This window comes from Klebsiella sp. 28, from assembly GCF_018223905.1.
GTDB classification, from domain to species: domain Bacteria; phylum Pseudomonadota; class Gammaproteobacteria; order Enterobacterales; family Enterobacteriaceae; genus Klebsiella; species Klebsiella pneumoniae.
This window is the reverse complement of record NZ_JAGRQY010000029.1, coordinates 75,631-89,951: the sequence shown is the minus strand read 5'-3', so window position 1 is coordinate 89,951 and position 14,321 is coordinate 75,631. Positions and strand designations below refer to the sequence as shown.

The following is a 14,321-nucleotide window of genomic DNA, read 5'->3' as shown; positions in this document are numbered from 1 at the left end:
GCATACATATAAGGAAAAGAGAGAATGGCTAAGGGGCAATCTTTACAAGATCCGTTCCTGAACGCTTTGCGTCGGGAACGCGTTCCGGTTTCTATTTATTTGGTGAATGGTATCAAGCTGCAAGGGCAAATTGAGTCTTTCGATCAGTTCGTGATCCTGTTGAAGAACACGGTCAGCCAGATGGTCTATAAGCACGCAATTTCTACTGTTGTCCCGTCTCGCCCGGTGTCTCACCACAGCAACAATGCTGGCGGCGGTTCCAGTAACTATCACCACGGTGGTAGCGCGCAGGGTTCTTCTGCGCCGCAACAAGACAGCGACGACGCCGAATAAGGCCAGTGCTGTTTTTCCACGCCGGGGAGCCAGGTTTTCTGCGTTCCCCGCTGGTATTTTATAAGGGGTTTACGCTTGTTTGACCGTTATGACGCCGGTGAGCAGGCGGTACTGGTACACATCTATTTTTCGCAAGACAAAGATATGGAAGATCTCCAGGAGTTTGAAACTCTGGCCTCTTCCGCCGGTGTCGAAGCAATGCAGGTGATTACCGGTAGCCGTAAAGCACCGCACCCGAAGTATTTTGTTGGTGAAGGTAAGGCAGTCGAAATTGCGGAAGCCGTTAAAGCGACCGGCGCTTCGGTCGTGCTCTTCGATCATGCCCTGAGTCCGGCGCAAGAACGTAACCTGGAACGCCTGTGCGAATGCCGGGTTATCGATCGCACCGGTCTTATTTTAGATATTTTCGCCCAGCGCGCGCGCACCCATGAAGGGAAATTGCAGGTCGAGCTGGCGCAGCTGCGCCATATGGCGACTCGCCTTGTCCGCGGTTGGACCCACCTTGAAAGACAGAAGGGCGGGATTGGTTTGCGTGGCCCGGGTGAAACCCAGCTCGAAACCGACCGCCGTTTATTGCGTAACCGTATCATGCAGATCCTGTCGCGGCTGGAAAAAGTCGAGAAACAGCGCGAGCAGGGGCGGCGGTCGCGTGCGAAAGCCGATATTCCTACCGTGTCGCTGGTGGGCTATACCAACGCCGGAAAATCAACGCTCTTTAACCAGATCACTGCCGCCGAGGTCTATGCCGCGAACCAGCTGTTCGCCACCCTGGACCCGACGCTGCGCCGCATTGACGTCCCTGACGTCGGCGAAACGGTGCTGGCCGATACCGTCGGCTTTATTCGCCACCTGCCGCACGATCTGGTAGCCGCGTTTAAAGCGACGTTGCAGGAGACGCGTCAGGCGACGCTGCTGCTGCATGTGATTGATGCGGCGGATGTCCGCGTGCAGGAAAACATTGATGCGGTAAATACGGTTCTCGCTGAAATTGAGGCCGATGAGATCCCGGCGCTGCTGGTGATGAACAAAATCGACATGCTTGACGATTTTGAACCGCGCATCGATCGCGACGATGAAAATAAACCGATTCGGGTCTGGCTTTCAGCCCAGACCGGGGTTGGCGTACCACTGCTTTTTCAGGCATTAACGGAGCGTCTTTCCGGTGAAGTGGCCCAGCATACGCTGCGCTTACCGCCGAAAGAAGGGCGACTGAGAAGCCGTTTCTATCAGCTTCAGGCGATAGAAAAAGAGTGGATGGAGGATGACGGCAGCGTGAGTCTGCAGGTGCGCATGCCGATCGTTGACTGGCGGCGCCTCTGTAAGCAAGAGCCAACGCTTGTTGACTATGTGGTTTAACCTTGCAGCTTGCCTGAAGATATTGACCCCTGTGGGGATATCAAAAACAAATATGGAGCATATACATGGCGTGGAATCAGCCCGGTAATAACGGACAGGACCGCGACCCGTGGGGGAGCAGCAAACCTGGCGGCAACTCTGAGGGAAATGGCAATAAAGGCGGTCGCGAGCAGGGGCCGCCGGATCTGGATGATATCTTCCGCAAGTTAAGTAAAAAACTTGGCGGGCTCGGCGGCGGCAAGGGCGGACTGGGCGGCGGCAATAGCGCGCAGGGGCCTCGCGGACCGATGGGCGGGCGTATTGTCGGCATCGTTGCCGCGGCGGCAGTGATTATCTGGGCGGCCAGCGGTTTCTATACCATTAAAGAGGCCGAGCGCGGCGTGGTCACCCGTTTTGGCAAGTTCAGCCATCTGGTTGAGCCTGGCCTGAACTGGAAACCGACCTTTATCGATAACGTTCAGGCGGTGAACGTGGAGTCGGTGCGCGAACTTGCGGCTTCCGGCGTCATGCTGACCTCTGACGAAAACGTGGTGCGCGTTGAGATGAACGTGCAGTACCGCGTCACCGATCCGGAGCGCTATCTGTTTAGCGTGACCAGCGCGGACGACAGTCTGCGTCAGGCCACCGACAGCGCGCTGCGCGGCGTGATCGGCAAATACACCATGGATCGCATTCTGACCGAAGGTCGTACCGTGATCCGTAGCGATACCCAGCGTGAGCTGGAAGAGACGATTCGCCCGTACAACATGGGTATCACTCTGCTGGACGTCAACTTCCAGACGGCGCGTCCGCCGGAAGAGGTGAAGGCCGCGTTTGACGATGCCATTGCCGCGCGTGAGAACGAGCAGCAGTACATTCGTGAAGCGGAAGCGTATACCAACGAAGTCCAGCCGCGGGCGAATGGTCAGGCGCAGCGTATTCTCGAAGAGGCACGCGCCTATAAGACCCAGACCGTTCTGGAAGCCCAGGGTGAAGTGGCTCGCTTTGCGAAGATCCTGCCGGAATACAAAGCCGCGCCGGAAATTACCCGCGAGCGTCTGTATATCGAAACCATGGAAAAAGTGCTGAGCCACACCCGTAAAGTGCTGGTCAATGACAGCAAAAACGGCAATCTGATGGTTCTGCCGCTGGATCAGATGCTGAAAGGCGCCGCTGCGCCGGCAGCAAAGAGCGATAGCAGTGACGCCAGCGATCTGCTGCGCCTGCCGCCAGCATCCAGCTCAAGCAGCGCCAGCACCTCATCAACCTCGAGCTCAACCGGGGGTAGCATTATGGACCAACGCCGCGCTAACGCGCAGCGTAACGACTACCAGCGTCAGGGGGAATAACGATGCGTAAATCTGTTATCGCGATCATTGTCATCGTGCTGGTAGTGCTCTACATGTCTGTCTTTGTCGTAAAGGAAGGCGAGCGCGGTATCACGCTGCGTTTCGGTAAAGTTCTGCGCGACGACGAAAACAAGCCGCTGGTGTATGCGCCAGGCCTGCACTTCAAGATCCCGTTTATCGAATCGGTGAAGATGCTGGATGCGCGTATTCAGACCATGGACAACCAGGCTGACCGTTTCGTTACTAAAGAGAAGAAAGACCTGATCGTCGACTCCTATATCAAGTGGCGTATCAGCGACTTCAGCCGTTACTACCTGGCAACCGGCGGCGGCGACGTCTCCCAGGCCGAGGTGCTGCTGAAGCGTAAATTCTCTGACCGTCTGCGGTCTGAAATTGGTCGTCTGGATGTGAAAGATATCGTCACCGACTCCCGTGGTCGCCTGACCCTGGAAGTGCGCGATGCGCTGAACTCGGGTTCGGCCGGTACGGAAGATGAGGTTAGCACCCCGGCGGCTGACGACGCGATTGCTAAAGCGGCAGAGCGTGTGGAAGCCGAAACCAACGGTAAAGTGCAGGTGATCAACCCGAACAGTATGGCGGCGCTGGGTATCGAAGTTGTCGACGTACGTATCAAACAGATCAACCTGCCGGCAGAAGTGTCGGAAGCGATTTATAACCGTATGCGCGCGGAGCGTGAAGCGGTTGCTCGTCGCCACCGTTCACAGGGTCAGGAAGAGGCGGAAAAACTGCGCGCGACTGCGGACTATGAAGTCACCAAGACGCTGGCGGAAGCCGAGCGCCAGGGCCGTATCCTGCGTGGTGAAGGTGATGCGGAATCAGCGAAACTGTTTGCCGACGCGTTCAGCCAGGATCCAGGCTTCTACTCCTTTATCCGTAGCCTGCGTGCCTATGAGAAGAGCTTCCAGAGCAATCAGGATGTGATGGTCCTGAGTCCGGACAGCGATTTCTTCCGCTATATGCGTTCACCGGATTCGGCGCGTAAATAAGCCGGAGAAGGTGTAAACCTGAAGTAATAATGCGAAAAGGCGCCTGAAACAGGCGCCTTTTTTCATGCTGCGAGGGCGGGAATTAGTTGCCGAGTAGCTTGTTCAGCAGGCCGCCGATCACCGGCAGGCCTGCCAGCGTACTTTCGATGGTGCCGCCGATAGAAGAGCCGATGCTTTCGCCTAAGGTTTTGCCCAGGTCCGGCGCCAGGTCGGCCAGATTGAGGGTGCCAAGCAGTGGCAGGTTAATGCTCAGGGCATCAGTGCCCATCGTCCATGCGGCTGCGCCGACCTTGCTGCCTAAGGCCGCCAGACCATCCTGTAACCAGCCTGCGCCGCTCACATTTTCGATTTCAAATGCGGTTAATTCTCTCATCATAATCTTCCTGATTAAGTAGACGTACCGGGTTGTAGTACGCGATGGCATAGTTACAATTTAAAAAATATCCAGCAATACAATTAGTTGTGAATTTTGTTTCACCTTTCCGGTTCATAATGAAGCTGAAATACGGGACAATGTGAAATGAGGGAATGAATTCACCATGCTGGCCGAGACGCCCGCGAGGGCGGCAATGATACTTTTCAATTAGGGTTGACGATGAACTCCACCATTTGGCTGGCGCTGGCGCTGGTTTTAGTACTCGAAGGGCTTGGCCCGCTGCTTTATCCGCGCGCCTGGCGCAAGATGGTCGCCAGCCTGAGCCAGCTACCGGATAATTTATTGCGTCGTTTTGGCGGCGGACTTGTGGTTGCCGGGATTGTGATCTACTACATGTTGAGGAAATCGATTGGCTGATCAAAAAGTGGTCGGATTTGCCTTATTTTGGATGCAAAAAGTGCTGTAACTCTGAAAAAGCGATGGTAGAATCCATTTTTAAGCAAACGGTGATTTTGAAAAATGGGTAACAACGTCGTCGTACTGGGCACCCAATGGGGTGACGAAGGTAAAGGGAAGATCGTCGATCTCCTGACTGAACGGGCTAAATATGTTGTGCGCTACCAGGGTGGTCACAACGCCGGCCATACTCTCGTAATCAACGGTGAAAAAACCGTTCTCCATCTTATTCCATCAGGCATTCTGCGTGAAAACGTCACCAGCATCATCGGTAACGGCGTCGTGCTGTCTCCGGCCGCGCTGATGAAAGAGATGAAGGGCCTGGAAGACCGTGGTATCCCGGTTCGCGAGCGTCTGCTGCTCTCTGAAGCCTGCCCGCTTATCCTTGACTATCACGTGGCGCTGGACGTGGCGCGTGAAAAAGCGCGTGGCGCGAAAGCGATCGGCACTACCGGTCGCGGCATTGGCCCGGCTTACGAAGATAAAGTCGCTCGTCGCGGTCTGCGCGTTGGCGATCTGTTCGATAAAGCAACTTTCGCCGATAAACTGAAAGAAGTGATGGAATATCACAACTTCCAGCTGGTGAACTTCTACAAAGCAGAAGCGGTTGACTACCAGAAAGTGCTGGACGATGTGATGGCGATTGCCGACATCCTGACCAGCATGGTGGTGGACGTATCCGACCTGCTGGATCAGGCGCGTCAGCGCGGCGACTTCGTGATGTTCGAAGGCGCGCAGGGTACGCTGCTGGATATCGACCACGGTACCTACCCGTACGTTACGTCCTCTAACACCACCGCAGGTGGCGTGGCGACCGGCTCCGGCCTGGGCCCGCGTTATGTGGATTACGTTCTCGGTATCATTAAAGCTTACTCGACTCGCGTCGGTGCAGGTCCGTTCCCGACCGAGCTGTTTGATGAAACTGGCGAGTTCCTCTGCAAGCAGGGTAACGAATTCGGCGCCACCACCGGCCGTCGTCGTCGTACCGGCTGGCTGGATGCGGTCGCAGTCCGTCGCGCGGTGCAGATTAACTCCCTGTCCGGCTTCTGCCTGACTAAACTGGACGTCCTCGACGGCCTGAAAGAAGTGAAAATCTGCGTTGGCTACCGTATGCCGGATGGCCGCGAAGTGACCACCACTCCGCTGGCTGCCGATAACTGGGAAGGTATCGAGCCTATCTACGAAACCATGCCGGGCTGGTCCGAAACCACCTTCGGCGTGAAAGAGCGCAGCGGCCTGCCGCAGGCAGCCCTGAACTACATCCAGCGTATTGAAGAGCTGACCGGCGTGCCGGTGGATATCATCTCTACCGGTCCAGACCGTACCGAGACTATGATTCTGCGCGATCCGTTCGACGCGTAATCACTCTCAAGGGGCGCCGTTCGGGCGCCCTTGTTTTTGCTGTTCGCCCGCCCCATTTCAAATAAATTAGCGGCCTGAGCGCTGGCTGGTTTATCATCAATAATAATGATGTCGCTCGACATACCCTGTTTTCTTTTCCCTGAGGTTTATGTGCAGTTAACGAGTTTCACCGATTACGGACTACGCGCGCTGATTTATATGGCGTCGCTGCCGGAAGGACGAATGACCAGTATCTCGGAAGTGACCGAGGTCTATGGCGTCTCCCGTAATCATATGGTTAAAATAATCAATCAGTTAAGTCGCATGGGCTACGTGACTGCCGTGCGGGGGAAGAACGGGGGCATTCGCCTCGGCAAACCAGCAGGACAGATCCGCGTCGGTGACGTGGTGCGTGACCTTGAACCCTTATCGCTGGTCAACTGCAGCAGCGAGTTTTGCCACATTACACCAGCCTGTCGTCTGAAACAGGCACTAGCTGAAGCCGCGCAGAGTTTTCTCAAGGAACTGGATAACTATACGCTGGCTGATTTGGTTGAGAAGAATCAACCGCTTTATAAATTATTGCTGGTGGAGTGACGCCACTCTACCGGAGATGACAACGGAGGAACCGATATGTCACAAGATCCATTCCAGGAACGCGAAGCTGAGAAGTACGCGAACCCTATCCCGAGCCGGGAATTTATCCTCGAACATTTAACTAAACGGGAAAAGCCTGCCAGCCGCGATGAGCTGGCCATCGAGTTAAATATCGAGGGCGAAGAGCAAACCGAAGCGCTGCGCCGCCGCCTGCGCGCGATGGAGCGCGACGGTCAGTTGGTCTTCACCCGCCGCCAGTGCTATGCCCTGCCGGAACGCCTCGATCTCCTCAAAGGAACCGTTATTGGCCACCGCGATGGCTATGGTTTCCTGCGCGTTGAAGGGCGCAAAGACGATCTGTACCTGTCGTCAGAACAGATGAAAACCTGTATTCACGGCGACCAGGTGCTGGCTCAGCCGCTGGGCGCGGACCGTAAGGGCCGCCGCGAAGCGCGCATCGTCCGCGTCCTCGTGCCGAAAACCAGCCAGATAGTTGGCCGTTACTTCACCGACGCTGGCGTCGGCTTTGTCGTCCCGGACGACAGCCGCCTGAGCTTCGATATCCTGATCCCGCCGGAAGAGATAATGGGCGCGCGGATGGGCTACGTGGTCGTGGTCGAGCTGACCCAGCGACCAACCCGCCGCACCAAAGCGGTGGGTAAAATCGTCGAAGTGCTGGGCGACAACATGGGCACCGGCATGGCCGTCGATATGGCGCTGCGTACCCATGAGATTCCTTATGTCTGGCCGCCGGCGGTGGAAAAACAGGTTTCCGGTCTCAAAGAACAGGTGCCGGAAGAGGCGAAGGCCGGACGCGTCGATTTACGCTCGCTGCCGCTGGTTACCATTGACGGCGAAGATGCCCGCGACTTCGATGACGCGGTGTACTGCGAGAAGAAACGCGGCGGCGGCTGGCGCCTGTGGGTCGCCATTGCCGACGTCAGCTACTACGTGCGCCCGGGGACGCCGCTGGATGCGGAAGCGCGCAGTCGTGGCACCTCGGTCTACTTCCCGTCGCAGGTAGTGCCGATGCTGCCGGAAGTGCTGTCTAACGGTCTATGCTCGCTGAACCCGCAGGTCGATCGCCTGTGTATGGTGTGCGAGATGACGATTTCGTCAAAAGGCCGTCTGACCGGTTATAAATTCTATGAAGCGGTGATGAGTTCACATGCTCGCCTGACCTACACCAAAGTGTGGCATATGCTGCAGGGTGACCAGGAACTGCGCGAACACTACGCGCCGCTGGTGAAGCACATTGAAGAGCTGCATAACCTCTACAAAGTGCTGGAGAGCGCCCGCGAAGAGCGCGGCGGTATCTCATTTGAAAGTGAAGAAGCTAAATTCATCTTCAATGCCGAACGCCGTATTGAGCGTATCGAACAGACTCAGCGTAACGATGCGCATAAGCTGATTGAAGAGTGCATGATCCTGGCGAACATCTCCGCCGCGCGCTTCGTTGAGAAGGCGCAGGAGCCAGCGCTGTTCCGTATCCATGATAAGCCAACCACCGAAGCGATTACCTCCTTCCGTACCGTGCTGGCTGAGCTGGGACTGGAGCTGCCTGGCGGCAACAAGCCGGAGCCGCGTGATTACGCCGAGCTGCTAACCTCCATCGCCGATCGCCCGGATGCGGAAATGCTGCAGACGATGCTCCTGCGCTCCATGAAGCAGGCGGTCTACGATCCGGAAAACCGCGGTCACTTTGGCCTGGCGCTGCAGTCATACGCCCACTTCACCTCGCCGATTCGTCGTTACCCGGACCTGTCGCTGCACCGCGCTATCAAGTATCTGCTGGCCAAAGAGCAGGGACATAAAGGCAACAGCACCGAGACCGGCGGCTGGCACTACAGCATGGAAGAGATGCTCCAGCTGGGTCAGCACTGTTCGATGACCGAGCGCCGCGCCGACGAAGCGACGCGCGAAGTGTCTGACTGGCTGAAGTGCGACTTCATGCAGGATCAGGTGGGCAACATCTTCTCCGGCGTGATCGCCAGCGTGACCGGCTTTGGCTTCTTCGTCCGCCTGAACGATCTGTTTATCGACGGTCTGGTGCATGTTTCCAGCCTGGATAACGACTATTATCGTTTCGATCAGGTGGGGCAGCGTCTCATTGGTGAGTCCGGCGGCCAGACCTATCGCCTGGGCGACCGCGTGGAAGTCCGTGTGGAAGCGGTCAACATGGACGAGCGGAAAATCGACTTTACCCTGATCTCCAGCGAGCGTGCGCCGCGTAATGTCGGCAAGACCGCCCGTGAGAAAGCGAAAAAGAGTACCTCTGGCAAGCCGGGCGGCCGTCGCCGCCAGGTGGGTAAGCAGGTAAACTTCGAGCCGGACAGCGCTTTCCGTAAAGAGAAAGAGACCGCCCGACCGAAGAAAGAGAAAAAAGCGAAAAAACCGTCGGCGAAAACACAGAAAATCGCCGCCGCGACGAAAGCCAAGCGCGCGGCAAAGAAGAAGATCGCCGAGTGATTGACCTCCCTTCACCCTGAAGTCTGCTGACGCAGGATGGGGTGAAGGGGGCAGATAACAGAACCTAAAACGAGTACATCAATGAGTGAAATGATTTACGGCATCCATGCGGTGCAGGCACTGCTGGAGCGCGCACCTGAGCGTTTTCAGGAAGTTTATATTCTGAAAGGCCGTGAGGATAAGCGCTTGCTGCCGCTGATCCATGCCCTGGAAGCGCAGGGCGTGGTGATTCAGCTGGCCAACCGTCAGTTTCTTGATGAGAAGAGCGAAGGCGCTGTGCACCAGGGGATCATTGCCCGCGTGAAGCCGGGGCGTCAGTATCAGGAGAACGATCTGCCGGATCTGCTGGCGCAGCTCGATCAACCGTTCCTGCTGATCCTCGACGGCGTAACCGATCCGCACAACCTCGGCGCCTGCCTGCGTAGCGCTGACGCCGCCGGCGTGCATGCGGTGATCGTGCCAAAAGATCGTTCCGCTCAGTTGAATGCGACGGCGAAGAAAGTGGCCTGCGGCGCGGCGGAGAACGTCCCGCTGATCCGCGTCACCAACCTGGCGCGCACCATGCGTCTGCTGCAGGAAGAGAACGTCTGGATCGTCGGAACCGCAGGGGAAGCCGACCATACGCTGTTCCAGAGCAAAATGACCGGCCCGATGGCGCTGGTGATGGGCGCGGAAGGCGAAGGCATGCGTCGTCTGACCCGCGAACACTGTGATGAATTGATCAGCATCCCGATGGCGGGCAGCGTCTCCTCGCTGAACGTCTCGGTGGCTACCGGCATCTGTCTGTTTGAAGCAGTACGCCAGCGCAGCTAAGCTGAACCATCGACGAATCAAAAAAAGCCATCCTCCGGGATGGCTTTTTTGTGACCGCTCTCGCGGGCGAGTATCCCTCCGGATAACCATACTTATGGCTATCGCCATTGATGGAGGGAGACACGATGCACTGGCAAACGCACACCGTTTTTAATCAACCCACCCCGCTGAATAACAGCAATCTGTTTCTGTCCGATACCGCTCTGCGTGAAGCAGTGGTCCGCGAAGGCGCCGGCTGGGATGGCGATCTGCTCGCCAGCATTGGCCAGCAGCTGGGGACAGCCGAATCGCTGGAGCTGGGACGCCTGGCCAACAGCAATCCGCCGGAGCTGCTGCGCTATGACGCCACCGGCGCCCGGCTGGACGACGTGCGCTTTCATCCCGCCTGGCACCTGCTGATGCAGGGGCTGTGCGCGAACCGGGTACATAACCTCGCCTGGCAGGAGGATGCCCGCGAAGGCGCGTTTGTCGCCCGCGCCGCCCGCTTTCTGCTCCATGCCCAGGTGGAGGCCGGGACGTTGTGCCCGATTACCATGACCTTCGCCGCGACGCCCCTGCTGCAGCACGCCCTGCCCGCGCCCTTTCGCGACTGGCTGTCGCCGCTGCTGAGCGACCGTTACGATCCGCACCTTGCGCCTGGCGGCCAGAAGCGCGGCCTGCTGATCGGCATGGGGATGACCGAGAAGCAAGGGGGGTCTGATGTGCTGAGCAATACCACTCGCGCGGAGAAAACGGCGGAAGGGTTTTACCGACTGGTGGGACACAAGTGGTTCTTCTCGGTGCCGCAGAGCGATGCTCACCTGGTGCTGGCTCAGGCTCCGGCGGGGCTCTCATGCTTCTTTGTGCCGCGTCTGCTGCCCGACGGGCAGCGTAACGGCGTGCGTCTTGAACGCTTAAAAGAGAAGCTCGGCAACCGCTCCAACGCCAGTAGCGAAGTGGAGTTTTATGAGGCCTGCGGCTGGCTGGTGGGCGACGAAGGCGACGGCGTGCGGCAGATCCTCAGGATGGGCGGCCTGACCCGCTTTGACTGCGCGCTGGGCAGCCATGCCCTGATGCGTCGCGCCTTCTCGGTGGCGCTGTATCACGCGCTACAGCGTCAGGCGTTTGGCAAAAACCTGGTCGAACAGCCGATGATGCGCCAGCTGCTGGGGCAAATGGCGCTCCGTCTGGAGGGGCAGACCGCGTTTCTGTTTCGCCTGGCGCGGGCCTGGGACCATCGGGATGATGCCCGGGAAAGCGCCTGGGCGCGCCTGTTTACGCCTGCGGCCAAGTTTGCCATCTGTAAGGCCGGTATCCCGTTTGTCGCCGAGGCGATGGAAGTGCTGGGCGGCATCGGCTATTGCGAGGAGAGCGAACTCCCGCGCCTCTACCGTGAGATGCCGGTCAACAGCATCTGGGAAGGCTCCGGCAATATTATGTGCCTCGATGTGATGCGGGTGCTGAGCAAGCAGCCGGCGGCGATGGAGCTGCTGGCCGCGGAGTGTGCGGAGGTGAAAGGGCAGAACCGCCATCTCGACCGCGCATGGCGTCAGCTGCAGCAACTGCTGAAACGACCCGCCGAAGAGCAGGGGAGAGAGATTGCCCGGCTGGTCTATCGTCTTGGCGCGGGGGCGCAGATGCTGCGCCATGCTTCGCCGCCGCTGGCCGAAGCCTGGTGCCGGATGATGCTCGACACCCGCGGCGGCATACGTCTTGACGCGCCGACCCTCGACGACCTGCTGCTGCGGGCTATGGGGCGCGGGCGCCAGGCGCCTCAGGCGTAGAGAATGGCCTGCACGCGCCAGCTGTCCGGCTGTTGTTCCTCGTACATCTGAATAATGCGATACCAGGAGGCGCCTTGCTCGTCTGCTTTGCGGGCAATGGCGTGCTCTACATCCTGTTGGCTACCGGAAAGATTAGTGACGGAGATCAGACCGATTTCATTCAGGCCAGTGACGCAATCCGCGCTGGCGAATTCGGCTGACTGCGCGGACGTATTGGCCGTCGCAGCGGTTAACAGCAGGCTGGATAGGGTAAAAGATCGTTTCATCGTCAGCTCCATTTCACGTAGTCCCAAGGGCAGTCCGTTGCTAACGTCCTGCCAGGTGGCTGGCCGAACGTTATTATGCACAGGAGAACGTGAATGGACGCAAAGCTGTGTAAAGCAGATTTAAAGACGCCGCCTCGTTATCGACGATAGAGGATCGCCTGCGAATACCACTGGCCGGGTACCATGGTGTCATCGATCATGATGATGACGTAGTAATCGGCTTTGGCCGCTTCTGCTTTGGCCTTCAGCGCCGCTTCGACATCCATCGGCGAACCGTACATCAGTACGCTTACCGTGGCCATTTTCTGCAGGCCAGCAGTCTGGTAGCGCTGGATCTCCTGCGGATGGTCGGTGGCGGGCGGCGGGGCTTCCGGCGTTCCCTGCAGGGCGCTACACCCGCTGAGGACGATAGCCAGTAACCACGGTGAAAACCTGCGCATAACCATATCTCGTTTCCTGATAGTGATAGTGTAGTGGTAGCCTTAACAGGATTGCCGGGGAATGTTCCCGAACTGTTATCTCTGACGCGATTTTCGAATGAAAATGTTGTGAAAGCGTAACCGGGCTCTCAACATTATGAATCGTAGCAAACTGGGTTGCCTGGTGAATGAATTTTCCCATGACGCCTAACCACGATAGAGAAGGAAGACGATAAATGATTGCACTAGAAATGCGCAACCTCGGCGGTGGTGAAATTTTACATGCCTGTCCGCAGGAGAGTCTGGATAAGCCCTTGCCCTGTATCGTCTTTTATCATGGCTTTACCTCGTCGAAGCTGGTCTACAGCTACTTTGCGGTGGCGCTGGCCGAGGTCGGATTCCGGGTGATCATGCCGGACGCGCCGGAGCATGGGGCGCGCTATCAGGGCGATGAGGCCGGGCGGATGCAGCGCTTCTGGCCGATTCTGCAGCAGAATTTCAGGGAGTTTCCTGCGCTGCGCGAGGCGATAATCGCTGAAGGATGGCTGGAAGGGGAGCGGCTGGCGGTGGCGGGCGCTTCGATGGGGGGAATGACGGCGTTGGGCATCATGACGCATCACCCCGAGCTGAACAGCGTCGCCTGTCTGATGGGGTCGGGCTATTTTCGTTCCCTGTCGCAAACCCTGTTTCCCTCGCCTGGCTTTGATGCTGACAGTCTCCGCGAATGGGATGTCAGCCATCAGCTGGCGTCCCTTGCCCGGCGACCGCTGCTGCTCTGGCATGGCGATGCCGATGACGTGGTGCCGCCGGAAGAAACCTTTCGACTAGAACAGGCGCTGCGGCAAGGCGATCTTGCCGCCAGGCTGACCTGTGTCTGGCAGAAAGGCGTCCGCCATCGCATTACGCCAGAGGCGCTGGCTACCACGGTCGCCTTTTTTCAGCAGCACCTTTAAACGCGGATTACGCTGACGCCTTGATCCTCAAGCTGTTTGAGGATCGCGGCATCGGCCTGTTTGCCGGTGATCACCACGTCTATTTGTCCGGACTGGCTGAATAGCATCCCGGCGCGCTCGCCGATCTTGCTGCTGTCGACCAGCACCGCCAGTTTGCCGACCACGTTAAGCATTTTTTGCTCGGCCATGGCGGTCAACATATCCGTTTTGTAGAGGCCTTCGGCGGTGAGCCCTTTGCCGCTGGTAAACATCCAGTGTCCGGCATAGAGGCTGTTCTCGCTACCGTGGGGGCTGAGGGTGATGGCGTGGCTGCGGTTGTACTGGCCGCCCATGATAATCACGCTGTCATGCTCCTGGTCGATCAGGTAGTTAGCCAGCGGCAGATAGTTGGTGATGATCTGCACCGGTTTGCCGCACAGTTCCCGACCCAACAGAAAGGCGGTGGAGCCGCAGTTAATGACGATGCTCTCACCCGGCGCGATCAGTTGCGAAGCGGCGCGTGCAATACGCACTTTTTCATCCAGATTTTGCGCCTGGTGGATGTTCATCGGCGTCCAGCGGGGGCGCTGTTCGCTAATGGCTTCCGCGCCATTACGAACCTTTTTCAGTTTGCCGCTTTCATCCAGCTTGTTGATATCACGTCGGGCGGTAGCGGGTGAGATCCCGAGCCGCGACATCACCTGCTCCACGGTAACAAACCCCGTTTGGGCGAGCAGATCCAGCAGAATTTGGTGCCTTTGCGCTTCCGTCATGAGCGAATCCGATTAAAAGTGAACGGCAAAGATGATATTTGAAATCATGTGAAAATACTAACCCTGCGGCGGGGTATTTCCGGCAGGCAGGG

At 57.8% G+C, this 14,321-nt stretch carries 15 protein-coding genes; 11 read left to right on the top strand and 4 right to left on the bottom strand.

All coding sequences use genetic code 11. From position 1 onward, the window contains the following. The first annotated feature begins 24 nt into the window (after positions 1 to 24). The 4 genes from hfq to hflC all read left to right on the top strand — a co-directional run bounded on the left by hfq (position 25) and on the right by hflC (position 4,024). Positions 25 to 333 (top strand): RNA chaperone Hfq, encoded by a 309-nt coding sequence (gene hfq / locus KHQ28_RS05785; protein ID WP_002885659.1) that lies wholly within the window; start codon positions 25 to 27, stop codon positions 331 to 333. A gap of 75 nt (positions 334 to 408) precedes the next feature. Beyond that, positions 409 to 1,689 carry a ribosome rescue GTPase HflX gene (hflX, locus tag KHQ28_RS05780; protein WP_004146725.1) on the top strand — a complete coding sequence of 427 codons (1,281 nt, stop codon included), beginning with the start codon at positions 409 to 411 and terminating at the stop codon, positions 1,687 to 1,689. Positions 1,690 to 1,754: 65 nt separating this feature from the next. Continuing rightward, positions 1,755 to 3,017, top strand: a complete 1,263-nt coding sequence (gene hflK / locus KHQ28_RS05775) for an FtsH protease activity modulator HflK (protein ID WP_004146726.1) — start codon at positions 1,755 to 1,757, stop codon at positions 3,015 to 3,017. Positions 3,018 to 3,019: 2 nt separating this feature from the next. Then, positions 3,020 to 4,024, top strand: a complete 1,005-nt coding sequence (gene hflC / locus KHQ28_RS05770) for a protease modulator HflC (RefSeq protein WP_002885662.1) — start codon at positions 3,020 to 3,022, stop codon at positions 4,022 to 4,024. Between the two features lie 82 nt (positions 4,025 to 4,106). Here the strand turns inward: hflC and KHQ28_RS05765 are convergent, their stop codons facing one another. After that, positions 4,107 to 4,397: a hypothetical protein gene (locus KHQ28_RS05765; protein ID WP_020324907.1), complete on the bottom strand. Its 291-nt coding sequence runs from the start codon at positions 4,395 to 4,397 to the stop codon at positions 4,107 to 4,109. A gap of 222 nt (positions 4,398 to 4,619) precedes the next feature. Here KHQ28_RS05765 and KHQ28_RS05760 point away from each other — a divergent pair, with 222 nt between their 5' ends. The 6 genes from KHQ28_RS05760 to KHQ28_RS05735 all read left to right on the top strand — a co-directional run bounded on the left by KHQ28_RS05760 (position 4,620) and on the right by KHQ28_RS05735 (position 11,839). Continuing rightward, positions 4,620 to 4,817 (top strand): DUF2065 domain-containing protein, encoded by a 198-nt coding sequence (locus tag KHQ28_RS05760; protein WP_002885664.1) that lies wholly within the window; start codon positions 4,620 to 4,622, stop codon positions 4,815 to 4,817. Positions 4,818 to 4,919: 102 nt separating this feature from the next. Then, positions 4,920 to 6,218, top strand: a complete 1,299-nt coding sequence (locus tag KHQ28_RS05755) for an adenylosuccinate synthase (protein WP_002885665.1) — start codon at positions 4,920 to 4,922, stop codon at positions 6,216 to 6,218. 150 nt (positions 6,219 to 6,368) lie between these two features. Next, complete coding sequence (gene nsrR, locus KHQ28_RS05750; RefSeq protein WP_002885667.1) at positions 6,369 to 6,794, top strand: nitric oxide-sensing transcriptional repressor NsrR; 426 nt, start codon at positions 6,369 to 6,371, stop codon at positions 6,792 to 6,794. Between the two features lie 36 nt (positions 6,795 to 6,830). Next, a complete protein-coding gene (gene rnr, locus KHQ28_RS05745; RefSeq protein WP_002885668.1) occupies positions 6,831 to 9,263 on the top strand; it encodes a ribonuclease R in 2,433 nt (810 codons plus the stop codon). An 81-nt stretch (positions 9,264 to 9,344) separates the two neighbouring features. Further along, positions 9,345 to 10,076 carry a 23S rRNA (guanosine(2251)-2'-O)-methyltransferase RlmB gene (gene rlmB, locus KHQ28_RS05740; RefSeq protein ID WP_002885669.1) on the top strand — a complete coding sequence of 244 codons (732 nt, stop codon included), beginning with the start codon at positions 9,345 to 9,347 and terminating at the stop codon, positions 10,074 to 10,076. 125 nt (positions 10,077 to 10,201) lie between these two features. Then, positions 10,202 to 11,839 carry an isovaleryl-CoA dehydrogenase gene (locus tag KHQ28_RS05735; protein ID WP_004177700.1) on the top strand — a complete coding sequence of 546 codons (1,638 nt, stop codon included), beginning with the start codon at positions 10,202 to 10,204 and terminating at the stop codon, positions 11,837 to 11,839. On the opposite strand, the gene yjfN is transcribed toward KHQ28_RS05735, so the two are convergent. Beyond that, complete coding sequence (yjfN, locus tag KHQ28_RS05730; protein ID WP_002885673.1) at positions 11,830 to 12,105, bottom strand: DUF1471 family protease activator YjfN; 276 nt, start codon at positions 12,103 to 12,105, stop codon at positions 11,830 to 11,832. The two genes, KHQ28_RS05735 and yjfN, sit on opposite strands and share 10 nt — an antisense overlap. A 137-nt stretch (positions 12,106 to 12,242) precedes the next feature. Next, positions 12,243 to 12,551 carry a biofilm peroxide resistance protein BsmA gene (gene bsmA / locus KHQ28_RS05725; protein WP_002885674.1) on the bottom strand — a complete coding sequence of 103 codons (309 nt, stop codon included), beginning with the start codon at positions 12,549 to 12,551 and terminating at the stop codon, positions 12,243 to 12,245. A gap of 209 nt (positions 12,552 to 12,760) precedes the next feature. Here bsmA and yjfP point away from each other — a divergent pair, with 209 nt between their 5' ends. Beyond that, positions 12,761 to 13,477: an esterase gene (yjfP, locus tag KHQ28_RS05720; protein ID WP_032418160.1), complete on the top strand. Its 717-nt coding sequence runs from the start codon at positions 12,761 to 12,763 to the stop codon at positions 13,475 to 13,477. On the opposite strand, the gene ulaR is transcribed toward yjfP, so the two are convergent. Further along, a complete protein-coding gene (gene ulaR / locus KHQ28_RS05715) occupies positions 13,474 to 14,229 on the bottom strand; it encodes an HTH-type transcriptional regulator UlaR (protein WP_004186641.1) in 756 nt (251 codons plus the stop codon). The two genes, yjfP and ulaR, sit on opposite strands and share 4 nt — an antisense overlap. Positions 14,230 to 14,321: the final 92 nt, after the last annotated feature.